The following is a 22,992-nucleotide window of genomic DNA, read 5'->3' on the forward strand; positions in this document are numbered from 1 at the left end:
CCCGGGGGCTACCGGGTTCTCGGGTGAGCGGTCAGCGCACGGCCTTGTTGCGCCCGGCCACGCCCTCGGCCACGCCGATCAGCAGCACCGCGGCGACGACGGCCACGACGAAGCCCAGGACGTTCAGCTCGAAGATGTCCCCGGTGCCCAGCGCACTGGCGATGACACCGCCGATCACCGAGCCGGCCAGACCCAGCAGCAGCGTGGCGATCAGGCTGAGGTTCTGCTTGCCGGGCTTGATCAGACGGGCGAGGGCGCCGATGACGAGGCCGGCAACGATGAATCCGATCATGAGTGATGTCTCTTCTCTGTCGTGGTTCCCGATGCGGACGGGAGGGGGGAGTGTTCTCGCGACGTTGTCGCCCATCGATCCTACGTATGCTCAGCCGACTGTCGAACCGGCCCTCGAGAGCCGCGTCCGAGCCGGCACTCCCGGGCGCACGTCCTCGATCACCGGAGGGCCGGGGGGTACGGTGAACGGCGTCACACCCGTGCACCGAACACCGGAGGTCGTCGTGAAGATTCGTGGAGCCGTGCTGGAGACCATGGAGGCCTCCGCCCCGTACGCCGAGTCGCAGCCCCTGCGCATCGAGGAGCTCGAGCTCGGCGAGCCCGGCCCCACCGAGCTGCGGGTCCGGATCACGGCCGCCGGGGTGTGCCACTCCGACCTCTCCGTGGTCAACGGCAACCGGCCGCGGCCCCTGCCGATGCTGCTGGGGCACGAGGCGGCGGGCGTCGTCGAGCAGGTGGGCGCCGCGGTCACGGACCTGGCCGAGGGCCAGCACGTGGTCATGGCGTTCCTGCCGCGCTGCGGCGAGTGCGCCGCCTGCAAGACGGAGGGACTGCTGCCGTGCACGGTCGGCTCGAAGGCCAACGCCTCCGGCACCCTCATCGAGGGCTCCCAGCACCTGCACTCCGAGGACGGCAGCAATGTCTACCACCACCTGGGGGTCTCCGGGTTCGCCACCCACGCCGTGGTGGACCGCCGCTCCGTGGTGCCCGTGGGCGAGGACGTCCCGGCCGCGATCGCGGCCGTCATGGGCTGCGCGGTGCTCACCGGGGGAGGGGCCGTCATCAACGCGGCGCAGGCCACCCCCGACGACGCTGTGGCCGTGGTCGGTCTCGGCGGCGTGGGACTCGCCGCCGTGCTGGTCGCCAAGGCCGTGGGCTGCCGCCGGGTGATCGCCGTCGACGCGCTGGCCGAGAAGCTGGAACTGGCCAAGGAGTTCGGCGCGGACGAGGCGCTCACCCCGGACGAGCTCGTGGCGCTCGAGGACAAGCCGCGCGTGGTGATCGAGGCGGCCGGGCACCCCCGGGCCTTCGAGACCGCGTTCAACGCCACCGCCGTGGGCGGCGTGACCGTCACCGTGGGGCTGCCGGCGCCGGGGGCGATGTCCCAGATCGAGCCGCTGAAGATCACCGCCGAGGCCCGCCAGATCATCGGCAGCTACCTCGGCTCCGCCGTGCCGGCGGTAGATATCCCCAAGTACGAGCAGATGTGGCGGGACGGCGCTCTGCCCCTGGAGAAGCTGATCACCTCCCACATCACGCTGGACCAGATCAACGAGGCGATGGACGAGCTGGATGCGGGGCGGGCGGTACGGCAGGTGATCGAGTTCTAACACTTCGCGGCTGGATGTGATGTCTCTAGCTGAGGGGCGCTACTGTGCTCGCGGCCGAGAATACGGTGGAAGGCATCGCACGACGCAGTTTCCAAATAATCGACATGGGCTTGGACCCTTCGTGCGACACGTAGTCCACAGGACCTAAGAAGACGTATGGCGAGGTGCCGGCCTCCTGAGTCGGGGACTCGCGGACGAAGAGCATGATGTGGCTGCCTTGCGCGACGTGCTGCTGATACCGCTGTCCCGCTGAAGACTCCGGCGCCGTCTGGTTCTGCGACTCCCAGTGGAAGAGCGTCTCCGAGATCGCGTAGTCCTTGTACATGGTGTTGGGAGAAAAGTCCTTCTCCGACTTGTGGAGCGTGACGAGAAGCGCCTCGCAGCGTGAGGACGGAATCCAAGATACCCCTTCGCGCACCGTGCCAGGAGTGCGCAGTCCTTCTTCTCCCATGCCTAGACCGGCAAGAAGTTCCTCCCGTGTGTAGTGCGCATGGGTCTGCAGGGGAATGTCGGCGTAGCCCTGCCCCAGCGGCCGCGGCAAATTACGTGCACTGTCGGCGGTGACGTCTATAAGCTGCGTTAGCTCGTTCCGCACAATGGCGTGTGACCGGAGGAGTTGGAGGCCGCTCTCTAGGTCGCCCGGTCCGCCGCTCTTCTGACCTTGCGGCCAGAAGGAGTAGTAGAGCATGCGCGCCAGTCGCTGTTCTCTGAGTGGCAGAGACGACACCGGCGGGGCATCCGGTCGAATCAGATCCTCGTAAGACCGTAGGCGGGCTGGGTCATCCACGTTCAAGAACGCCTTGGCGCGCTGCAACAGAACGAGGACTTCAACCTCCTGGTCTTCGGCGGGCCACAGAAAATCGGGGACCAGTCCACCGGCACGACGCAAGGTGTTCCAGGTCGTCGGCCGACCGTCAAACTTGTTCCGACGGTAGATGTCCGAGGCTTCGGAGAGGGAATCGGTCAGGTATTGGCGCAGGGTGTACGACTCCGGTGTCGACTGCTGCGCCGCCAGATCCTTGATTTCGTCGACCACCTGCCGGGTGGTCAGGCGTAGCTGCCGCTTGACATTGTTGAGCACTACGGATTGAGCGACCGTGTCGAAAACGATCTGCGTGCCGGAGGGGAGGAAGGGGAAACCGTCCTCCAGGTCTTTGGCCAGGCGAGTCCGGCTCGACCCCGTCACGGCACGGTATTTTAGATCGAAACGGAACTCGCGGTGTTGGAATCCGATGAAGTCTAGGACAGTGAGGACGGGTTTATTGGGAGCCAGTCTTAGACCACGTCCCAGTTGCTGAAGAAACAACGTGGACGACTGCGTTGGACGCAGCATGAGAATGGTGTCGACCTGCGGAATATCGAGGCCCTCGTTGAACAGATCGACGGCAAAGACGGCACGCAGTTCTCCGCGCTGCAGCGCTTTGAGGGCAGTGCGCCGTTCGTCGCTGGAACTCTCCCCGGACAGCGCCGAGGACGGCAGTCCGGACGCCGTAAACTTCCGTGCCATGTATTCCGCATGCTTGACGGAGACACAGAAGCCGATGGCTTTCATGCGATGCGGATCGAGCACCTTATCGTTGAGAGCCTGCAGAACCTTGGCGGTGCGTGCGTCATTTCCCGTGTAGACGGCATCCAATTCTTTGTCCTCGTACCGGCCCCGCCGGAACTGAAGCGATGACAGGTCGACGTCGTCTGAGACGCCGAAGTAGTGGAACGGTGTCAACAGCTGTTGATCCAGGGCATCCCACAGGCGCAGTTCACTGGCAATGCGGCCTTCGAAAAATCTTTGAGCGACGTTGACGCCGTCGCCGCGCTCTGGCGTGGCGGTGAGGCCGAGGAGCTCCTTGGGGCGGAAATGTTCAATGAACTTTCGGTAGGTCGGAGCATCGGCATGGTGAAACTCGTCGATGACCACCACGTCAAAGGCGTCGGAAGCGAAGCGGTCCAGGCTCTTGGCATTGAGGGATTGAATCGATGCAAAGACGTGCTTGCTTCGGACTGGCTGATAGCCGTCAACCATGAGCTCGCCGAAGGCGCCGTCACGCAGCACTGTGGCGTAAGCCTGACGCGCCTGCTCGAGGATTTCTCGGCGGTGGGCCACAAAAAGCAGCGAGAGCTCGTTGATGGTGCTGGCCTGCAGTCGGCGATAGTCCAAAGCCGCGATGATGGTTTTTCCCGTGCCTGTCGCGGCGACCACGAGATTCCGGTGGCGGTCGTGAATGACACGCTCGGCCTCAAGCTCCTGGAGCATTTGAGCTTGGTAGGGATAGGGCTGGACATCGAGGTGGGCAATGGGCACGTCCGAGGACACCCGCCCGCCGCCTTCGGCGAGGGCGTTCGCGAGGCGCTCGCCGTCATCGTCCGGGTTGTAGCGCTCAAAGCTCTCCGATGCCCAGTAGCTTTCGAAGGTCGCCTCAAACTTCTGGAGGAGCGCCGGCGTCGCGACGGAGGAGAGGCGCACGTTCCACTCGAGGCCGTCGAGCATGGCGGCGTGCGACAGATTCGAACTACCAACATAGGCCGTGCTAAACCCGGTCTTGCGGTGAAACATCCACGCCTTGGCATGGAGGCGCGTATTGCGGGTCTCGTAGCTGACCCGAACTTCCGCGCCGTACCTGCGCGCCAGTGCGTTGATCGCCTTTGCGTCGCTGGCACCCATGTAGACAGTGGTCAGAACGCGGAACGGAATGCCCCGGTCCTTCAGCGACTGAAGCTCCTTGTGCATGACGTGCAAACCGGACCACTTGACGAAAGCAATGAGGAGATCCACACGATCGGCGCTCTCGAGCTCCTTTGCGATCTCGCGTCCGACCTGCGGCTCATGCGGTGTATTAGTTAGCAGAGCGGCGTCAGATAGTGGAGTTGCTGGCTTTCGTGCTGCAGCGCCAGTCGTCGGCGCAATCGCCACGAGCTGTCGCGGACCTTCGCTGATGCACGCCGGAGCCCGCATTCCATCGTTAAGGGCTCTCAGGATGCGATTGGCTTCGTCCACACGGGTAGCCGCGGGTATGGACTCTAAGTGGAACAGAATGCGGTCGTTGAGATAGCGCGCGAGAACGTGAGGGGTGTCAGCCGGGTCCACGGTGTCGAGAGCGGCACTGCCGTCTGGCAACTCCGTAAGTTTCGTCGCCAACACGGAGTCTTCCAAGAGCTCGTATAAGCCGGGGGAAAGACGGTTGACGTTGGCATTTTGCGATTGACCCATAGCGGCAGCCTAAGGTCGCCGACATCACGGAATGATGAGCGCCGCTTCAGTAGACGTGACGCGTCGTCCCGCAAGTTGCGTCGACTTGCCGGGTTGTGTGGCTCGGAGCTTGGCAGGGTGGGGGAGGACTTCTGAGCCCTACGAAACTGCGCCTGCATGTGCACGGAAGTATCAATCTGCGTCGGATTAATCAGCTAATGGCCTGAGTCACACCGCCGTAGTTTTGGGGGCATGGCGCACCGGCTGACCGCTCTTCTGCTCGCCAGGTGCCTCCCCCTTGGTGTCCACGGAGGAGTGCCTCCGCATGTTCGGCATGCCCCGCCGCCTGTTCTTCGGCTATCTCGCCCTCGCCGTCTTCATGAACGGTGATGGTCTTGAGCTCACGTTCCTGTTCCGCTTCCTCGTCGAGAACGGCTTCATGCCCACCCAGGCCGGTCTCGTCTTCACCGTCTACGGTCTAATGGTCGCCGTCTCGGCGTGGACCACCGGCGTGCTCGCCGAGGTCGTGGGCGCCAAGCGCCTCATGGTCCTCGGCGGCGTCCTCTGGATGGTGCTGCACGTCCTGTTCCTCACCGTGGGGCTGGAGAGCGTGCTCGGCACGATCCTCATCTATGCCCTGTGCGGTGTGACCATCCTGCTGGAGAACCGGCAGGCTGCCCGGGTAGCTCGCCCTGGAGGAGGGCGCCCTGATGGAGGCCTGTCCGACCATCCACGCCGTGGACGCGTCCGGTCGGATCCTCGGTGAGGCGGTGCGGGAGGCCACCGGCGGGTGGGGTACGGACGTGGTCTCCGAGGCCGGCGGAGAGCTCCCGGCTACTATCTGCTCGTGGTATCGATCAGCAGCATCAGCGCCCTGCCTGCCGCCGTGTGCGGAGTCCTGTGAGCGGGTCCGGCCCCGACGACGCCGTGTCGGGCCCCGGAGCGTCCCGGGACCCGGCACAGCGGCCGTCCGCCCCGCGCCACACCCGGTTCGAGGACGCGACCGGCCTGCTCGTCGGCACCTTCGTGGTCTCGTTCGGCCTGCACCTGCTGCACACTGTCGGGGCGGTGACCGGCGGGACCGCAGGACTGGCCCTGCTGGTCGGCTACGCCGCCGGGCTGCCGTTCGGGGTGGTCTTCGTCGGCGTCAACCTGCCCTTCCTCGTCCTCGCGTGGTGGAAGAAGGGCTGGGCGTTCACGCTGCGCACCCTGATCGCGGTGGCGCTCGTCTCGGTCTTCGCCTCCGTGCACCCGGCCGGCCTGGGCGGGCTCGACCCGGACCCGCGTTACGCGATCCTGGCGGGCAACCTGCTCATCGGCATCGGAGTGCTCATCGTCTTCCGCCACTCCGCCAGTCTCGGCGGGTTCAACGTCCTGGCGCTGCTGGCCCAGGAGCGCCTCGGCTGGCGGGCCGGACATGTGCAGCTGGGCTTCGACGTCGCCGTCGTCCTGCTCGCCCTCACGGTGGTGCCGCCGGTCGGCGTGGTGCTCTCCGCACTGGGGGTGGTGGTGCTCAACACCGTGCTGGCCATGAACCACCGTCCGGGCCGCTACCTGGGGTGAGAAACGACCTGTCCCGAAGCAGGACGGTCCCGCCCAGCTCCGCTGAGGTGCGGCCCATCGGGTGCCGGACAGCGGTGGTACGCCGGACGGTCGGAAACGCTGCCCCCGCCGATCACCGTCGTCGAGCTCGGCTGAACCCGCCCCGCACGTCGCGAGCCGGACGCACCGTCGCCGGTCCTTGTCAGAGCGCCTGCAGCAGGACGAGCACGGCGCCCAGCGTGGAGGCGCCGAGGCCCACCCGCCGGACCACGCGCCTGTTGATCCGCGCGTTGACCGCTCCGGAGACCGCGAAGCCGAGGACCATGGCCGGCAGGAGAGCGGCCGCGAAGAGCAGGGTCCGCCGGTCCATCGACCCCACCGCGGTCAGCGCCACGAGGGCCATGAGGGCCCCGACCAGGAAGAAGGCGCTCATGGTGCCGCGCATCCGGGCGCGCGAGGACCCGTGCCACACGAGAGCCATGGGCGGGCCGCCGATGGAGGTGGCGGTCCCCAGGAGCCCGGAGGCCGCCCCGGCGGCGGCGACGGTCGCGGGCCGTGGCCGCGGCCGCCAGCCGCACACGCTGAGCAGCACGGCGAGCAGCACCGTGCTGGCCAGGACGAGGGCCAGGGTCCGGGCGGACAGGGCGGCCACCAGCAGGGCTCCGGCCACCGTGCCGGGGACCTGTCCCGCCACGGCCCAGCCGGCGTCCTTGAGGTCCACGGCGGCGCGGTCGCGCAGCACGCCGAGCGCGGTGAGCCCGGCGACCACCAGGAGGATGGAACCGGGCAGCAGGGTGGGGTCGAACAGGGCGATCACGGGGGCGGCGAGCAGGGCCAGGCCGAAGCCGATCGCGCCCTGGAGGCAGGACGCGATGCTCACCACGAGCGCGATGACGGCGAGCTCCATGCCGGTCACGAAGCACCTTCCGGTCGCGATCAGGGGATGGGTGCATTGTCCCACCTCCGGTGCCCCAGCTGGAGGTGGTGCACCGGGCGTCGCGGGGATCCTCGACGACGTCCCGGATCGTCCAGTTCCCCCGAGGGCCGAGGAAGTGAAGACGGTTCCCTCACCCGCGCCGCACGGATAGCCTCGACATGGGCGGTGTCGCTCAAGGATCGCCTGTCCTGGTGACCGGGTGCCGGTGGCGGCCCGATCACTCGAATCTAGGAGGCCAACATGACTGATGCACAGCAGGATCCGAGCCAGCAGGAAGGTCCCGCCGACGGCGGTGCTGACAGTGGAGCCGAGGGCCCCGCTGACGGTGGGGCCGCCGGCGTCCCGGGTGTCCACGACGGTGGCGCTGACGGCGGTGCCGACGGCGGTGCTGACAGCGGTGCCGAGGGCCCCGCTGACGGTGGCGCGGCCGGCACCCCGGGAGTCCATGACGGCGGCGCCGACGGCGGAGCTGACAGCGGCGCCGAGGGCCCCGCTGACGGTGGCGCGGCCGGCACCCCGGGTGTCCACGACGGAGGCGCTGATGGCGGCGCCGACGGGGGCGCCGAAGGACGAGCCGGCTGAGCATGAACGCCGTCCGCGCTGACGGACAGGACCCCGGCGCCCATGGTGGCTCCGGGGTCCTGGAGGCGCGCCTGATCGACATCAGCCGGGAGGAGTTCGCCCGTGACGTCTGGGGGCGCACACCGCTGCTCACGCGCCGGGCGGGCGGGTTCTCCGACCTGTTCTCCGCCGATGCCGTCGACGAGCTGATCTCGCGCCGCGGGCTGCGCACACCCTTCCTCCGCGTCGCCAAGGACGGTTCGACGTTCCCCGACTCGTCCTTCACGTCTCCCGCCGGTGTCGGCGCCACCATTTCCGACCAGCTCGACGACACCGCGCTGTGGCGTCGGTTCGCCGACGGCGCCACGCTGGTGCTGCAGGCCCTGCACCGCACGTGGGAGCCGGTCGCGGACCTCAGTGCCGCGCTGGGCGGTGAGCTCGGGCATCCGGTGCAGGCCAACGCCTACATCACCCCGCCGCAGAACCGCGGGTTCGACGACCACTACGACGTCCACGACGTCTTCGTGCTGCAGATCGCGGGGACCAAGCGCTGGGTCCTCCATGAGCCCGTCCACCCGGACCCGCTGCGGGACCAGCCCTGGACCGATCGCCGCTCCGCCGTCGCCGAGGCCGCGAAGGGCGAGGCGCATCTCGACGTCGTGCTCGAACCCGGCGACGCCCTCTACCTTCCGCGCGGCTGGCTGCACGCGGCCCAGGCGCAGGGGACGGTCTCCATCCACCTCACGCTCGGGATCCACAACTGGACCCGCCACGGCCTGGCCGAGCAGGTCGCCCAGGCGGCGCTGGCACTGCTGGCCGAGGATCCCGTGATGCGCCGGTCGTTGCCCCTGGGCGTCGACGGACCGAGCGGGGAGATCGACACCGTCCGTGAGCGCCTGGTCGCCGCGCTCGCCGAGGCAGATCCCACCCCTCGGTTCCACCGCACCCGGCGAGGGCAGGGGCGCCCGGCCCCGCTGGGGCCGCTGGCCCAGCTCGCGGCCGTCCAGGGCCTGGGCCCCGGGTCCCCCGTGCGGCTGCGCGGTGCACTGGAGGCACGGCTGGACGGCCCGCGCCTGAGCACGCGCGTGGGGTGGCTGGACTTCCCGGAGGCCGATCTGCCCTCGGTCTCGTGCCTGCTCGACGGCGAGGTCCACACCGCCGGTGAGCTCGGCGTCGAGCTCGTCGAACGACTGCTGCGGGCGGGGGTCCTTGTTCCCTGTGACCAGTGACTCCGCCGCCCTGAATGCCACGTGCCGCTTCTGGTGCGCCGACGGTGCCCGGGAGCGCGGCGACCCGATGGCGGGCACCGCACCGCGCGGCGTCGTGTGGGTCCTCATCGAGTACCGGGGCGGGTGGCCGATCAACGGTTTCGACGGCCTGGATCTGGAGCCCGAGACCAAGGCCCTCGTGTTCTCCGCCGCGCAGGCGGCGCGGGCGCGAGTGCTTCTGGTCCGGCGCCACGGCCGCCGAAGCCGTGATGGCTCCAGCCGGTGGGCCGTGCTGCGCCAGGAGGACTCCGGCGCCTGTCATCAGCAATGGGGCACGTGGAGCCGCGACGAGGACCTGGCGGAGATCGCCACAGCCCTCGGCGTCCCCGGAGAGACCGGCCATCCACCGGTCCTCCTGGTCTGTGCTCACGGTCAGCACGACCCCTGCTGTGCTGTGCGCGGACGGCCCGTGGGAGCTGCTCTGAGCGAGCGCTGGCCGGAGCTGGTCTGGGAGTGCACGCATGTCGGCGGTGACCGGTTCGCCGCCAACCTCGTCGTCGCCCCTGACGGCGTCTACTACGGAGGGCTCGACGCGGAGTCCTCCGTCACCACGGTCGAGGAGCACCTCGCCGGCCGTGTCCACTGGGAACATCTGCGCGGGTACACCGATCTCTTCCCGCCGCAGCAGGCCGCTGTCGCGGCCGCGCTCGCACGCTTCGGTCCGGCCGGCCGCCACGACTACACGGTCGCCGAGACCGTCCGCGACGGCGACCGCTGGCGGATCCGTCTCACCGGCCGCCCACCCCGGCCGGGCCTCGTCGACGTGGAACTGCAGTCCCACGCCGCCCCGCCGCGTCAGCTGACCTGCCACGGGCCGGCGACGAGCTCGGCCATGGTCTACGAGCCCACCGCGGTGCGCATCGTCTGACGGACAGGACGACCGAAGGCCGGGCTCTGTGGCCGCGCCCGAGGACGATGAGGACCCCGGAGCAGTTGTCCGAGGCGAGTCCCCGCAGCGGCTCACCGGACTCGCGGGCGGCCCCCGCGATCGACGACGGGCCGCTCCGGCGGTGGACGCCGGCGCTCAGGCGGCCGTGAGCGCGGCGGGGTCGGTGTGCTCGAGGCCGTGGGCCTCGCTCACCGAACGGTGGGTCACCCGCCCGCCGTGGACGTTGAGCCCGGCGGCCAGGGCCGGGTCGGCGGCCAGCGCGGCCTCGGCGCCCCGGTCGGCCAGGGCCACGGCATAGCGGAGGGTGACGTTGGTCAGCGCGTAGGTGGAGGTGCTCGGCACGGCCCCGGGCATGTTGGCCACGCAGTAGAAGACCGTGTCGTGGACGCGGAAGGTGGGGTCCTCGTGGGTGGTGGGACGGGAGTCGGCGAAGCACCCGCCCTGGTCCACGGCGATGTCCACCAGCACGCTGCCGGGCTTCATGGCCGCGACCATCGCGTTGCTCACCAGCTTCGGGGCCTTCGCCCCGGGAACGAGCACGGAGCCGACGACGAGGTCCGCCTCGGTCACGGCGCGCTCGACCTCCAGGGCGTTGGAGGCGATCGTCGTGAGGCGCCCGGCGTACCGGTCGTCGAGCTGGCGCAGGCGGTCGACGTTGATGTCGAGGATGCTCACGTCCGCGCCCAGGCCCACGGCCATGGCGGCGGCGTTGGTGCCGGCCACCCCAGCGCCCAGGACGGTGACCTTCGCCGGGCGCACCCCGGGCACCCCGCCCAGCAGCACGCCCTTGCCGCCGGCAGGTGCGGTCAGGGCCGCGGCCCCGGCCTGGACGGCCAGCCGTCCGGCGACCTCGCTCATCGGGGCCAGCAGCGGCAGGCGCCGGTCAGCGGTCTGGACCGTCTCGTAGGCGATGGCGGTGACCCCGGCCTCCAGCAGGGCGGCGGTCAGCTCGGGCTCGGCGGCCAGGTGCAGGTAGGCGAACAGCACCAGGCCCTCACGGAAGCGGTGGTACTCGGAGGCCACCGGCTCCTTGACCTTCAGGACCATGTCCGCCCTCGCCCACAGCTCGTCGGCGTCGGCGACGATCTGCGCGCCGGCGGCGGTGTAGGCGTCGTCGTCGATCCCGGAACCGAGTCCTGCCCCGGCCTCGACGAGGACCTCGTGGCCGTGGGCGACCAGCTCGTGCACACCCGGGGCGGTGATGGCCACCCTGTACTCGTTGGTCTTCACTTCGCGGGGAACGGAGACGATCATGATGGGGCCTTCCGAAGAAACGGTGATGCGATGAGAAAAAACTACGATTTCTTCCCTCCCTCCGCACTAAGATCGAAGTTCCTTCGGCAGATCCCACAGAACTGGCAGAATGGAGCGTCATGTGACGTACCCCACACCGTACTCGCCGCAGGATCTGCGGCCCGTCCACCAGCTCGACGACCTCGACCTCCGGCTGCTCGGCCTGCTGCGCGAGAACGCCCGCGCCACCAACCAGGCCCTCAGCGAGGCACTCGGGGTGGCGCCGTCCACGTGCCTGGCCCGGATGAAGGCGCTGCAGCGGGCCGGGGTGATCCGCCGGTTCACCGTGGAGGTCGAGCCCAAGGCCTTGGGCCAGACCATCGAGGCGCTCATCAGCGTGCGGCTGCGCCCCGGCGCCCGGCAGCAGATGGCCGCCTTCGGGGAGTCGCTGAAGACGGTCCCCGAGGTCTCGCAGTACTTCTTCCTGGGCGGGGTCGACGACTTCCTGATCCACGTTCGGGTGCGGGACACCGAGCACATCCGCCAGTTCGTGATCGAGCACCTGTCCTCGAACCCGGTGGTGGCCGCCACCCAGACCAGCCTCGTGTTCGAGCACGTGCCCGGCCCGCAGGGGCTGTGAGCGGACGGGCCCGCCGTCGTCGTGGTTCCGTCAGGTCGTCGTCCCGTCGGCGCCGCTCCCGGCGGTCTCCTCGAGAACTTCTTCGGCGCTCTCGCCCGTGACGTCCTCGGCGGCGGGGTCCTCCAGCACCGCGCCGCCGAGCGGATCGCGGTGCCAGGCCGTCAGCTCCCACCCGCCGCCGGTGCGGTTCTCGAGCACGGCCGCGCCGGTGTTCATGATCTCCAGCTCCGCAGCCTCGGCGGCGTCGATCCCGGCGCGCAGCGCGGTGTAGACGCGGATCGCCGCTCCGTGGCTGAACACGGCGGCGGTGTCCGCGGGACGGTGGTCCTGCGCGATCTGCTGCAGGGCGGCCTCGTAGCGGCCGAGGAACGCGTGGCCGTCCGGGCCGCCGGGCATGGGCCGGTCCAGGTCGCCGTGCACCCACGCCAGGAGGCAGGAGATGTAGGCCCGGCGGGCCCCCGGGTCCCCGCGCATCTCCAGCTCCCCGGCCGAGATCTCCTCCAGGCCGGCGCGGACCTGCACCGCCAGCCCGTGGGCCTCGGCCAGCGGCGCGGCAGTGAGCTGCGTCCGCACCAGCTGCGAGGCGTGGACGCCGCTGATCCGTTCGTGGCCGAGTGCGGTCGGCACCGCGCGGGCCTGGGCCCGCCCCAGGGGCGTCAGCGGGGCGCCGGGCACCGCCGTGTCGAGCTCTCCCGAGACGTTGCAGGGGGTCTGGCCGTGGCGGATCAGCAGCAGGCGCATGCCTCCCAGCCTAGGGCTGCCGTCCGTGTCCGGGCGGCGGCGGTCCGCGGTTCCGCCGGGCCCGGTGCCGGGCGGGAGGTCAGTCCGTGGTGAGCAGGACCTTGATGGCGCGGCGCTCGTCCATGGCCCGGTAGGCCTCGGCGGCCTGCTCCAGGGGCAGGGTGGGGTCGAAGACCTTGCCGGGGTCGATCTCCCGGTCCCAGATCAGGCGGATCAGCTCGGGCAGGAAGCGGCGCACCGGGGCGGGCCCGCCGTGCAGGTGCACCCCGGAGAAGAACAGCTCCTGGCCGGGCAGCGAGACGTCGTGGGACACGCCCACGTAGCCGACGTGGCCGCCGGGGCGGGTGGAGCGGATCGCCTGCATCATCGACTCCTGGGTGCCCACGGCCTCGATGACGGAGTGCGCCCCGAGTCCGCCGGTGAGCTCCTTGATCCGCGCGACGCCCTCGTCGCCGCGCTCCTCGACGATGTCGGTGGCGCCGAACTCGCGGGCCAGGGCCTGCCGGTCCGTGTGGCGGGACATCGCGATGATCCGCTCCGCGCCCAGCTGCTGCGCGGCCAGCACGCCGAGCAGCCCGACCGCGCCGTCGCCCACGACAGCCGCGGTCCTGCCGGGACCCACCTTGGCGGCCACGGCGGCGAACCAGCCGGTGCCCAGCACGTCCGAAGCGGCCAGCAGGGACGGGATCAGGTCCGGGTCGGGCTGCCCGGGGGTGGCCACGAGGGTGCCGTCGGCCAGCGGAACCCGCACGTACTGGGACTGCGCGCCGGTGGCCGCCCCGGGCTGACGGTTCACGCAGTGGGTCTGGTAGCCGGACCGGCAGATCTCGCAGGTGTTGTCGGAGGCGAAGAAGGAGCCGACGACGAAGTCGCCGACCTCGATGTCCCGCACCTGGTCGCCGACCTCCTCCACGGTGCCGACGTACTCGTGGCCCATCGGGGCGGGCCCGTCGACGTCCTCGAGGCCCCGGTAGGGCCACAGGTCGGTACCGCAGACACAGGCGGCGGCGACCTTCAGGACCGCGTCGGTGGGCTCGACGACCGCCGGGCGCTCGCGGTCCTCGACACGGATGTCTCCGGGGGTGTGCAGCAGGACTCCACGCATGAGGGGGTCTCCTTCGGGATCGGTGCTCCGGCCCGGGGGTGGGACGGGCGACGGCGGCTCGTGCACCGCGGCGCACGCCGGGCACGGCGCCCAGCGTGGCGGCGCCGAGGCCCACCCGCCGCACGACGCGGCGGGAGCGCCTCGCCGGTGCGAAGATGGTCCGCATGAACTGGAGTCCGCGTGCCCTGGCCCGCTCGATCGACCGGCCGGAGTCGCGCAGACTGCCCCGGCGGCTCGTGCAGCTGTACGCCGGCCTGGTGCTCTACGGCATCACCATGGGCATGCTCGTGCGGGCGGAGCTCGGCGTCATCCCGTGGGACGTCCTGCACCAGGGTCTGTCCCGGCAGTTCGGGGTGAGCATGGGCACGGTAGTCATCGCCGTCAGCCTGCTGCTGCTGCTCGTGTGGATCCCGCTGCGCGAGCGACCCGGGATCGGCACCATCAGCAACGCGGTGGTGGTCGGGCTGGCGCTCGACGCGACCCTGGCGGTGCTGCCTCCGGTGGAGGCGATGCCGCTGCGGGTGCTGCTCGTGCTCGCCGGCGTGTTCCTCAACGCCGTGGCGACCGCCGCCTACATCGGTGTGCACCTGGGGCCCGGTCCGCGGGACGGGCTGATGACCGGCCTGGTGCGGCGCACCGGGGGATCGGTGCGCGTGGTGCGCACCTCGATCGAGGTGGCCGTGGTGCTCCTCGGGTGGTTGCTCGGGGGCACGGTGGGCCTGGGTACGGTGCTCTACGCGCTGGCGATCGGGCCGCTGGCCCAAGTGCTGATGCCCCGGATGAGCGTTCGCCTGCACCGCTGACGTCGCAGTCCGAGCTGGAGGTCCATGTGCGGTGCCCTCGCCGTGGGCCGACGTGCTCAGTTCTCCAGGAACTCCACGACGGCCGGCCAGTGCGCCGAGGCCGGGTCCACGACGTCGAAGTGGTGCGCGCCGCGGACGATCACGGACTCCACCGGGGAGTCCGCGGTGTGCTCCACCGGCACACGCCGGTCCCGGTCCCCGTGCAGCGCCCGCATCGTCCGGCGGCGATGAGCCGGTACCTTCGGCCACCGTGCGGCCGGGTCGGCGTGTGCGTAGGCCTCCGGCAGCTCCTCCGGCGTCCCGCCCATGAAGTCGGCCACAGCTCCCTCGCCGATCCCCTCCCTCGCGCCGCGGGTCAGGTCGGCCACGGGGGCGAGGGCGCGGATGCGCGGCACCGGGCCGGCGCCGTGGCCCAGCCCGCAGACGCCCCACCAGAGGGCGAGGTGCCCGCCCGCGGAGTGGCCGGCCACCGTGAGGGGCTGGTCCGCGGCGGCCCCTGAGTCCTCCGCGCGCTCCAGCAGCCGGGGCAGCTGCGCGCTCAGCCTCACCATGTCCCCGAGCGTCGTGGGACAGGCCCCGCTCCCGCGGCGGTACTCGGGCAGCAGCACCACGTGCCCGCGCCGCGCCAGCTCCCGGGCGAGGGGGGTCGCGTGGGTCCGGTCCACCGCGTGGCGCCAGTACCCGCCGTGCAGGAGGAGGACGACGCCGCGCGGGGACGTCGTCGGGCGGAAGACGTCGACCAGGTGGTCGGCATCCGGGCCGTAGGGGAGGGTCTCGTCAGGCGCCTCGGGGCGCGAGAGGAGGCGCCTGAGCGTCTCCTGCTCGGCCACGACGGCGTCCCGGTGTGCTGTGGTGCTGTCCATTTCCGTTCCTCTCCCGGTCCGGTGGTCGTCCAGCGGCTGTCCGGCAGTCCGTCCAGCGCCTGTGGTGCCCGCCGCTAGGGTGGCACCCATGAGCATCGAGGACAGCGGCGACGGCGTCCGCGGCCGGGCCGAGGCGGGTCCGCAGAACCACCAGCAGCTGATCATCACCCTCTTCGGCTTCTACGGCCGCTCCAACGGCGGCGCCCTGCCGGTGTCCGGGCTCATCCGGCTGATGGCCGACCTCGGCGTCGACGCCCCCGCCGTGCGCTCCTCCATCTCCCGGCTGAAGAAGCGCGGGGTGCTGCGCAGTGTCAAGGTCTCCGGGCTCAGCGGCTACACCGTCTCGCCCGGCCTGGAGGAGACCTTCCTCGAGGGCGACGAGCGCATCTTCAGCGCCCGGCGCGCGGTGATGAGCGACCACTGGATCCTCGCGGTCTTCACCGTCCCCGAGAAGCAGCGCAACCTGCGGCACCAGATCCGCAGCGGGCTCATCCGCATGGGCTTCGGCGCCGTGGCCCCCGGGGTGTGGATCGCCCCCGAGCACCTGCAGGGCGCCGCCCACGCCTACATGGACCGTCACGACCTCTCCCAGTACATCGACTGGTTCCGCGGCGACTACCTCGGGGCCCGCACGATGAGCGACGCCGTCGGGCAGTGGTGGGACCTCGAGGCGCTCGAGGCGCAGTACGCGGACTTCGTGGCCCGCCACGCGCCCGTGCGCGACCGGTGGGTCGAGGGTGCCGGCGCGGCGGGCGGCGGCGAGCGCGCCGCCTTCGCCGCCTACATCCCGATGGTCACCGAGTGGCGGCGCCTGCCCTACCTCGACCCCGGGCTGCCGCTGGAGATGCTGCCCGAGGGGTGGCGGGGCCTGCTGGCCGAGCAGCTGTTCGGGGAGCTGCACGGTCTGCTCAAGGCGCCCGCCGACGCCCACGCGCGCCGCGTCCTCGCCGGCGACGAGTAGCGGACCGCGCCGGACCGGGGCTACGCCTCGTCCTGGATCACCGCGACGCCCTGGATCTCGATCAGGGCCTCCTTCTGCCAGAGCCGGCTGACGCCGATCCCCGCCATCGCCGGGTAGTTGCTTCCCGCCATCTCGCGCCACCGGCGGCCGATCTCCCGGCCGTGGGCCATGTAGTCGTCCACGTCGGTGAGGTAGATCGTCACGCTCACGAGGTCCTCGGGCTTGCCACCGGCCTCCTCGAGCGAGGTGAGCACGTTGCGGAAGGCCTGGACGAACTGCTCGACGATCCCGCCCTCCACGATGCGCATCTCCTTGTCCAGGGCGGTCTGTCCGCCGAGGTAGACGGTGCTGCCGGCGCGCACGGCGTGGGCGTAGCCGGAGGGCGCGGGGAGGGCCGCGGGATTGACGGTCATGTTCTGCACGGTGGTGGCTCCGTTCTGTCGGGACGTCGGTGGTCGGACGGGTGGGGGTTGCGGGAAAGGGGGAAATCCCCTGGCACAGCCCCTGTGACCCGTGTTACATTCACTCTACGTGACGGTCGTCATAAAGACGACATACGCAACGAGGGAGGACATCCGATGAGCACGGTCAGCGAGTACCGCACCGAGGGTGACAACAGCGTCTACGCCGGGCCCGACGGGCGCGTGGTCCCCGTCGTGACCCGGGCGGGCCACGAGGACACCAACACCGCCCAGTCCGGCGACTGCGTGCGCGTGTCCGGCGTGAGCATCCAACACACCCCGGCCACCAAGATCTGGTTCGGCCAGGTCTCCAACACCCCGGGCTACCGCTCCCTCCCGCACCACCACGGCGAGGCCGAGACCGGCGGCTACGTCCTCAGCGGCCACGGCCGGATCTACTTCGGCGAGGGCTACCAGGACCACATCGACATGACCGCCGGCGACTGGGTCTTCGTCCCGCCGTTCATGCCGCACGTCGAGGCGAACATGTCCGTCACCGAGGACCTCGTGTGGCTGACCGCGCGCACGCCCGAGAACCTCGTGGTCAACCTCGAGGACGTCCCCGACGAGTCCCTCGCGGACTACCGCCGCGCATGAGCGCCGCCGGCAGCGCCACGCAGGCGCCGGACTCCACGCGGCTCCTCGCCGCTCTGCGCCTGGAGCCCGTCGAGGCGCAGTCCTACGACGAGGCCTGGGCCGCCGAGACCCAGTGGGTCCCCTGGCCAAAGGCCTTCGGCGGGGACATGGTCGCCCAGGCGGCCGCCGCCATGATGCGCTCCGTGGGCGAGGACCGTGTGCTGCACTCGATGCACAGCTACTTCCTGCGGCCCGTCGACATCGGTGCGGCGGTCCGGTACGAGGTCGAACGGGTGCGCGACGGCCGCGGCTACTCGACCCGGCACGTGCGGGCCTTCCAGAACGGCAAGGCCGTCTACGACGCCACCGGCTCCTTCCACGTCCCCGAGGACGGGCCCGACGACGCCCCGGCGATGCCGCAGGTGCCCGCGCCGGAGGACCTGCCGTCCTCGGCGGCGGTCCTCACCGGCGCGGACGGCCCGGCGGCCGAGTACTGGGCGCACGGTCGGTCCTTCGACATGCGCCACGTGGACGGACCCCTCTACCTCGACGCGGCCCCCGATGCCGAGCCCCGCCAGGCCGTGTGGGTGAAGGCCTTCGACCGGCTGCCCGACGACCCCGACCTGCACCGGGCCGCGCTGGCCTACGTGTGCGACTACACGATCCTGGAGCCCGTGCTGCGCTCGCAGGGCCAGGCCTGGGGCGACGCCGGCCTGCGGACCGCCAGCCTCGACCACTCGATGTGGTTCCACCGCGAGGGCCGCGCCGACGAGTGGGTCCTCTACGTGCAGGACGCCTGCTCCCTCCAGCGCCACCGCGGCCTGGCCCGCGGCCAGTTCTTCGCACGGGACGGCCGCCTGCTCGCCACCGTGGCGCAGGAGGGCATGATCCGCCCCGGCGCCTGACCCGCCACCCGTTCCACCCGCACTCCGTGATGCACCCGTCGACGAAGAGGACGTCATGCACCTATCTCCCTCCGCGCACCAGGACACCTTCGCGCGGGACAACCTGCCCCCGGCCGAGCAGTGGCCGGTCCTGGAGTTCACCCTCCCCGAGCTGCAGTACCCGGACCGGCTCAACGCCGCCTCCGCGCTGATCGACGAGGCAGTGGAGGCCTTCGGCCCCGACCGCCCCGCCCTGCACACGCCCGACGGCGAGACCTGGAGCTACGGCGACCTGCAGCGGCGCGCCGACCAGGTGGCGCAGGTGCTGACGGAGGACCTCGGCGTCGTCCCCGGCAACCGCGTGATGCTGCGCGCGCCCAACAACCCCTGGCTGGTCGCCTCCTGGCTGGGCGTGCTCAAGGCCGGCGCCGTGGTGGTCACCACCATGCCCATCCTGCGCTCCGAGGAGGTCCAGCACCTCGTCGAGCGCACCCGGCCCACGGTCCTGCTCTCCGACGCCCGGTTCCTCGCGGACCTCGCGGAGTCCGTGGGCGGCGACGTCCGGCTGGTGCCGGTGGGCGGGGGCGGCGCCGACGACCTCGTCCAGCGCTGCGCCGCCAAGCCCGGCGGGTTCGAGGCCGTGCCGACCGCCGCCGACGACGTCGCCCTCCTGGGGCCCACCTCGGGCACCACCGGCGTCCCCAAGATCACGATGCACTTCCACCGGGACGTGCTCGCCAACGCGGACACCTTCGCCCGGCACGTCCTCCGGCCCCGGGCCGACGACGTGTTCGCCGGCTCCCCGCCGCTGGCGTTCACCTTCGGCCTGGGCGGGCTCGTGGTCTTCCCGCTGCGCTTCGGGGCCTCCAGCCTGCTGACCGAGCGCAACACCCCGCTCGAGCTGGCCCAGCTGGTCCACGACCGCGGCGTGACCGTCCTGTTCACCGCCCCCACCGCCTACCGGGCCATCCTCAAGGAGAACCGGGAGGACCTGCTGCGCGGTCTGCGGGTCGCGGTCTCGGCCGGCGAGCACCTGCCCGCGCAGACGTGGCGGGAGGTCAAGGAACGGACCGGGCTGGAGCTGATCAACGGCATCGGCGCCACCGAGCTGCTGCACGTGTTCATCTCCGCCGCCGGGGAGGAGATCCGTCCCGAGGCCACGGGACGGCCGGTCCCGGGCTACCGGGCCACGATCCTCGACACCGAGGGCCACGAGCTGGGACCCGGCCGGATGGGACGGCTGGCCGTGATCGGCCCGACCGGGTGCCGCTACCTCCGCGACGAGCGGCAGCTCGACTACGTCGTCGACGGCTGGAACGTCACCGGGGACACCTTCCTGCAGGACGAGGACGGCTACTTCCACTACCAGGCCCGGACCGACGGGATGATCGTCTCCGCCGGCTACAACATCGGCGGCCCCGAGGTGGAGAACGCCGTCAACCTCCACCCCGACGTCGTCGAGTCCGCGGTCGTCGGCCGCCCGCACCCCGAGCGCGGCAGCGTGGTCTGCGCCTTCGTGGTGCTGCGCCAGGGCGTGACCGGGGACGACGCCAAACGGCGGGAGCTGCAGGACTTCGTCAAGAAGACCATCGCGCCCTACAAGTACCCGCGGGACGTCCGCTTCGTGGACGAGCTGCCCCGCAACCCCAGCGGCAAGCTCCAGCACTTCCGGCTCCGGCAGCAGATCGAGCAGGAGACCGAGCAGCAGCTCGCCCAGCCGGCCGGGACCCTCGCGTCCTGAGCCCCCAGAATTCCCGTCCTGAGAGAGGAACCCTGAAGTGAAGATCGCGATCGTGGGCGGAGGCCCGGGCGGGCTGTACTTCGCCGCCCTCATGAAGCAGCTGGACCCCGCGCACCAGGTGACGGTGTGGGAGCGCAACGCCCCGGACGACACCTTCGGCTTCGGCGTGGTGTTCAGCGACGAGACCCTCGGCGGGATCGAGAACGCCGACACCGTCGTCGCCGGTGCCATGGCCGAGCGGTTCGCCCGCTGGACCGACATCGACATCCACTTCAAGGGGGAGCAGACCACCGTGGGCGGGCAGGGCTTCGCGGCGATGGGCCGCAAGGAGCTGCTCGAGATCCTGCAGCGCCGCTGCGCGCAGCTCGACGTGGACCTCCGCTTCCGCACCACGGCTCCCGACGTCGAGGAGCTCAGCGCGCAGTACGACCTCGTCCTGGCCGCCGACGGAGTGAACTCGGGGATCCGCAACCGCTTCCCCGAGGTCTTCGAGCCCACCCTGGACCCGCGGAAGTCGAAGTTCATGTGGCTGGGCACCGACCTGGTCTTCGAGGCGTTCGAGTTCTTCGTCAAGGAGACGGAGTGGGGCGTCATGCAGATCCACGGCTACCCCTACTCCGACGAGGGCTCGACCTTCATCGTGGAGATGCACGAGGACGTGTGGCGGGCCGCCGGCTTCGACGCGACCGAGGACCAGGTGTTCCCGCCGGGGGTGAGCGACGAGGAGTCCGTGGCCCGGGTGGCTGAGATCTTCGCCGAGGAGCTGGCCGGCCACGCGGTGCTCACCAACAACTCCAAGTGGATCAACTTCACCACCGTGCGCAACGAGAGCTGGCGCCACGGCAACGTGGTCCTGCTCGGCGACGCCGCCCACACCGCCCACTTCTCGATCGGCTCCGGGACCAAGCTGGCCATGGAGGACTCGCTGGCGCTCGCCGCGTGCCTGCACGAGCACCCTGAGGTCGCCGACGCACTCGAGGCCTACGAGACGGAGCGGCGCCCGGTCGTGGAGTCCACCCAGCGTGCCGCGCAGGCGTCGCTGGAGTGGTTCGAGACCATCGGCCAGTACAAGGACCAGGAGCGGGTGCAGTTCTGCTTCAACCTGCTCACCCGCTCCCGGCGGATCACCTACGACAACCTCAAGCTGCGCGACCCCGGCTTCGCCGCCGAGGTGGACCGGGCCTTCGCCGCCGAGCAGGGCCTCGAGCAGGTCGCCCCGGCCATGTTCCAGCCCTACCGGATCGGCAACCTGCAGCTGAAGAACCGCGTGGTCGTCTCCCCGATGGACATGTACTCGGCCGTGGACGGGGTGCCCGGGGACTTCCACCTGGTCCACCTCGGCGGCAAGGCCATGGGCGGGGCGGGTCTGGTGATGACCGAGATGGTGTGCGTCTCCGCGGCCGGACGCATCACCCCCGGCTGCACCGGCCTGTGGACCGACGAGCAGCGCGACAGCTGGGGGCGGATCGTCGACCACGTCCACGAGCGCTCCACCGCCGCCATCGGCGCCCAGATCGGCCACTCCGGCCGCAAGGGCTCCACCCGCCTCATGTGGGAGGGCATCGACCAGCCCCTGCCCGAGGACAACTGGGAGACCGTGGGCCCCTCCGCCGTGCCCTACGGCGAGGGCAGCGCGGTGCCACGGGAGATGGACCGGGCCGCCATGGACGAGGTGAAGCAGCAGTTCGTCGACGCCGCCCGGCGCGCCGCCGAGGCCGGCTTCGACCTGCTCGAGGTGCACGCCGCCCACGGCTACCTGCTCTCCTCCTTCCTCTCACCCGTCGCCAACCACCGCACCGACGAGTACGGGGGTTCCCTGGAGAACCGGCTGCGCTACCCCCTGGAGGTCTTCGATGCCGTGCGCGCCGAGTGGCCCGCCGGGAAACCGCTGCTCGTGCGCCTGTCCGCCGTCGACTGGCTGCCGGACGGCAACACGGTTGAGGACGCCGCCGAGATCGCCGGGGCCTTCATCGCCCACGGCGCCGACGGCATCGACGTCTCCAGCGGCCAGATCGCCCAGGACGAGAAGCCGCAGTTCGGGCGCAGCTACCAGACCCCCTTCGCGGACGTCATCCGGCACCGGGTGGCCCAGGAGGCGGGCGTGGCGGTCATCGCGGTCGGCGCCATCTCCACCTACGACGACGTCAACTCGATCCTGCTCGCCGGCCGCGCGGACCTCTGCGCGCTCGGGCGGACCCACCTCTACGACCCGCAGTGGACCCTGCACGCCGCCGCGGAGCAGGACTACCGCGGCCCCGGGGTCGACTGGCCGCAGCAGTTCCGGGCCGGGCGGCGCAAGCCGCCGTCGGCCCGCACGGACGCGGTCCGCCCCCGGCTGTCGCTGGTGCGGGACCCGCTCGCCGAGGAGCAGCCCACCCACGTCCGCTGGACCCCCCAGCGGATGGGTCAGCCCGTCGGCTGACCGGCCGCGCGCTGCATCCACCACGGCGAGGAGAGCGGGCCGGGACTCCCGGCCCGCTCTCGTCATGCCCCATCCCGGCTCCAGTCCCACGATTCCCGGAGGTACCCCCGTGGACACCCCGATCGTCACCGCCACCGCCGTCCGCCGCGTCGAGTGGGTCGACACCGACGCCGCCGGCCACCAGCACAACTCCGCCGTCCTGCGCTTCGTCGAGGCGTGCGAGGCGCAGCTGTTCCGCGACCTCGGCGTCACCGGCTACTTCGGCCAGGCGCCGCGCGTGCGCCAGGAGGTCAACTACCGGGCCAAGCTCTGGTTCGGCCAGGAGGTCACCACGGAGGTGTCCCTGGACCGGCTGGGGGAGACGTCCATGACCTTCTCCTTCCGCGTCTGGGGGGAGGAGTTCGAGGGCGCCCCCCGGCGCCTGGCCGCGGACGGCCTGTTCGTCACGGTGTGCGTGCCCTTCGGGACGGAGACCGCCGCGCGCTGGCCGGCGGAGATCCGGGAGAACCTGCCGGCCACGGTCTCCTGAGCACACGGGACAGCGGACGGCCCCCGGCGC

General features: G+C 70.9%; 21 protein-coding genes. 13 read left to right on the top strand and 8 right to left on the bottom strand.

The annotated features are described in order from the left end of the window. Nucleotides 1-31 precede the first annotated feature (31 nt). On the bottom strand, nt 32-292 hold the full coding sequence (locus ACH9D2_RS13035) for a GlsB/YeaQ/YmgE family stress response membrane protein (RefSeq protein ID WP_396363231.1): 261 nt from the start codon (nt 290-292) through the stop codon (nt 32-34). Between the two features lie 223 nt (nt 293-515). On the opposite strand from ACH9D2_RS13035, the gene ACH9D2_RS13040 reads away from it, so the two are divergent. Continuing rightward, nucleotides 516-1,622 (top strand): zinc-binding dehydrogenase, encoded by a 1,107-nt coding sequence (locus tag ACH9D2_RS13040; protein ID WP_396363232.1) that lies wholly within the window; start codon nt 516-518, stop codon nt 1,620-1,622. A 25-nt stretch (nt 1,623-1,647) separates the two neighbouring features. Here ACH9D2_RS13040 and ACH9D2_RS13045 read toward each other — a convergent pair whose 3' ends face one another. Then, nucleotides 1,648-4,827: a DUF3427 domain-containing protein gene (locus ACH9D2_RS13045; RefSeq protein ID WP_396363233.1), complete on the bottom strand. Its 3,180-nt coding sequence runs from the start codon at nt 4,825-4,827 to the stop codon at nt 1,648-1,650. A gap of 304 nt (nt 4,828-5,131) precedes the next feature. Here ACH9D2_RS13045 and ACH9D2_RS13050 point away from each other — a divergent pair, with 304 nt between their 5' ends. Both ACH9D2_RS13050 and ACH9D2_RS13055 read left to right on the top strand, forming a co-directional pair. After that, entirely contained in the window at nt 5,132-5,572 is a 441-nt protein-coding gene (locus ACH9D2_RS13050; protein ID WP_396363234.1) for an MFS transporter, read from the top strand. Nucleotides 5,573-5,706: 134 nt separating this feature from the next. Then, nucleotides 5,707-6,369, top strand: a complete 663-nt coding sequence (locus ACH9D2_RS13055; protein WP_396363235.1) for a YitT family protein — start codon at nt 5,707-5,709, stop codon at nt 6,367-6,369. A 181-nt stretch (nt 6,370-6,550) separates the two neighbouring features. Here ACH9D2_RS13055 and ACH9D2_RS13060 read toward each other — a convergent pair whose 3' ends face one another. Continuing rightward, the gene (locus tag ACH9D2_RS13060) at nt 6,551-7,255 is read right to left on the bottom strand and encodes a sulfite exporter TauE/SafE family protein (RefSeq protein ID WP_396363251.1); all 705 of its coding nucleotides are present in this window, start codon (nt 7,253-7,255) and stop codon (nt 6,551-6,553) included. 614 nt (nt 7,256-7,869) lie between these two features. On the opposite strand from ACH9D2_RS13060, the gene ACH9D2_RS13065 reads away from it, so the two are divergent. Together ACH9D2_RS13065 and ACH9D2_RS13070 are read left to right on the top strand one after the other, a co-directional pair. Next, complete coding sequence (locus ACH9D2_RS13065; RefSeq protein WP_396363236.1) at nt 7,870-9,075, top strand: JmjC domain-containing protein; 1,206 nt, start codon at nt 7,870-7,872, stop codon at nt 9,073-9,075. 67 nt (nt 9,076-9,142) lie between these two features. Further along, the gene (locus ACH9D2_RS13070) at nt 9,143-9,982 is read left to right on the top strand and encodes a sucrase ferredoxin (RefSeq protein WP_396363252.1); all 840 of its coding nucleotides are present in this window, start codon (nt 9,143-9,145) and stop codon (nt 9,980-9,982) included. A gap of 156 nt (nt 9,983-10,138) precedes the next feature. Here ACH9D2_RS13070 and ald read toward each other — a convergent pair whose 3' ends face one another. Continuing rightward, nucleotides 10,139-11,257 carry an alanine dehydrogenase gene (ald, locus tag ACH9D2_RS13075; protein ID WP_396363237.1) on the bottom strand — a complete coding sequence of 373 codons (1,119 nt, stop codon included), beginning with the start codon at nt 11,255-11,257 and terminating at the stop codon, nt 10,139-10,141. A gap of 121 nt (nt 11,258-11,378) precedes the next feature. Here ald and ACH9D2_RS13080 point away from each other — a divergent pair, with 121 nt between their 5' ends. Beyond that, nucleotides 11,379-11,876: an Lrp/AsnC family transcriptional regulator gene (locus tag ACH9D2_RS13080; protein ID WP_396363238.1), complete on the top strand. Its 498-nt coding sequence runs from the start codon at nt 11,379-11,381 to the stop codon at nt 11,874-11,876. A 30-nt stretch (nt 11,877-11,906) separates the two neighbouring features. On the opposite strand, the gene ACH9D2_RS13085 is transcribed toward ACH9D2_RS13080, so the two are convergent. Then, nucleotides 11,907-12,617 (bottom strand): histidine phosphatase family protein, encoded by a 711-nt coding sequence (locus ACH9D2_RS13085; RefSeq protein WP_396363239.1) that lies wholly within the window; start codon nt 12,615-12,617, stop codon nt 11,907-11,909. A gap of 79 nt (nt 12,618-12,696) precedes the next feature. Beyond that, a complete protein-coding gene (locus ACH9D2_RS13090) occupies nt 12,697-13,722 on the bottom strand; it encodes a zinc-dependent alcohol dehydrogenase family protein (protein WP_396363240.1) in 1,026 nt (341 codons plus the stop codon). A 164-nt stretch (nt 13,723-13,886) separates the two neighbouring features. Here ACH9D2_RS13090 and yczE point away from each other — a divergent pair, with 164 nt between their 5' ends. Then, nucleotides 13,887-14,525 (top strand): membrane protein YczE, encoded by a 639-nt coding sequence (gene yczE, locus ACH9D2_RS13095; RefSeq protein WP_396363241.1) that lies wholly within the window; start codon nt 13,887-13,889, stop codon nt 14,523-14,525. A 56-nt stretch (nt 14,526-14,581) separates the two neighbouring features. On the opposite strand, the gene ACH9D2_RS13100 is transcribed toward yczE, so the two are convergent. Next, entirely contained in the window at nt 14,582-15,388 is an 807-nt protein-coding gene (locus ACH9D2_RS13100) for an alpha/beta hydrolase fold domain-containing protein (protein ID WP_396363242.1), read from the bottom strand. An 88-nt stretch (nt 15,389-15,476) separates the two neighbouring features. On the opposite strand from ACH9D2_RS13100, the gene ACH9D2_RS13105 reads away from it, so the two are divergent. Next, nucleotides 15,477-16,349, top strand: a complete 873-nt coding sequence (locus ACH9D2_RS13105; protein WP_396363243.1) for a PaaX family transcriptional regulator — start codon at nt 15,477-15,479, stop codon at nt 16,347-16,349. A gap of 20 nt (nt 16,350-16,369) precedes the next feature. Here the strand turns inward: ACH9D2_RS13105 and ACH9D2_RS13110 are convergent, their stop codons facing one another. Beyond that, nucleotides 16,370-16,762 (bottom strand): Rid family hydrolase, encoded by a 393-nt coding sequence (locus ACH9D2_RS13110; RefSeq protein WP_396363244.1) that lies wholly within the window; start codon nt 16,760-16,762, stop codon nt 16,370-16,372. 165 nt (nt 16,763-16,927) lie between these two features. Here ACH9D2_RS13110 and ACH9D2_RS13115 point away from each other — a divergent pair, with 165 nt between their 5' ends. From ACH9D2_RS13115 to ACH9D2_RS13135, 5 genes are all read left to right on the top strand, one after another. Then, complete coding sequence (locus ACH9D2_RS13115) at nt 16,928-17,407, top strand: cupin domain-containing protein (RefSeq protein WP_396363245.1); 480 nt, start codon at nt 16,928-16,930, stop codon at nt 17,405-17,407. Further along, nucleotides 17,404-18,291, top strand: a complete 888-nt coding sequence (locus tag ACH9D2_RS13120) for an acyl-CoA thioesterase domain-containing protein (RefSeq protein ID WP_396363246.1) — start codon at nt 17,404-17,406, stop codon at nt 18,289-18,291. Before ACH9D2_RS13115 ends, ACH9D2_RS13120 begins: the two co-directional genes overlap by 4 nt. A gap of 55 nt (nt 18,292-18,346) precedes the next feature. Continuing rightward, nucleotides 18,347-20,011 (top strand): AMP-binding protein, encoded by a 1,665-nt coding sequence (locus tag ACH9D2_RS13125; protein WP_396363247.1) that lies wholly within the window; start codon nt 18,347-18,349, stop codon nt 20,009-20,011. A gap of 37 nt (nt 20,012-20,048) precedes the next feature. Beyond that, nucleotides 20,049-22,433: a bifunctional salicylyl-CoA 5-hydroxylase/oxidoreductase gene (locus tag ACH9D2_RS13130; protein ID WP_396363248.1), complete on the top strand. Its 2,385-nt coding sequence runs from the start codon at nt 20,049-20,051 to the stop codon at nt 22,431-22,433. A 109-nt stretch (nt 22,434-22,542) separates the two neighbouring features. Continuing rightward, nucleotides 22,543-22,962, top strand: coding sequence for a thioesterase family protein (locus tag ACH9D2_RS13135; RefSeq protein ID WP_396363249.1), 420 nt, complete (start codon nt 22,543-22,545; stop codon nt 22,960-22,962). Nucleotides 22,963-22,992 lie beyond the last annotated feature (30 nt).

Source organism: Kocuria rhizosphaericola (assembly GCF_044462205.1).
GTDB lineage: Bacteria > Actinomycetota > Actinomycetes > Actinomycetales > Micrococcaceae > Kocuria > Kocuria rhizosphaericola.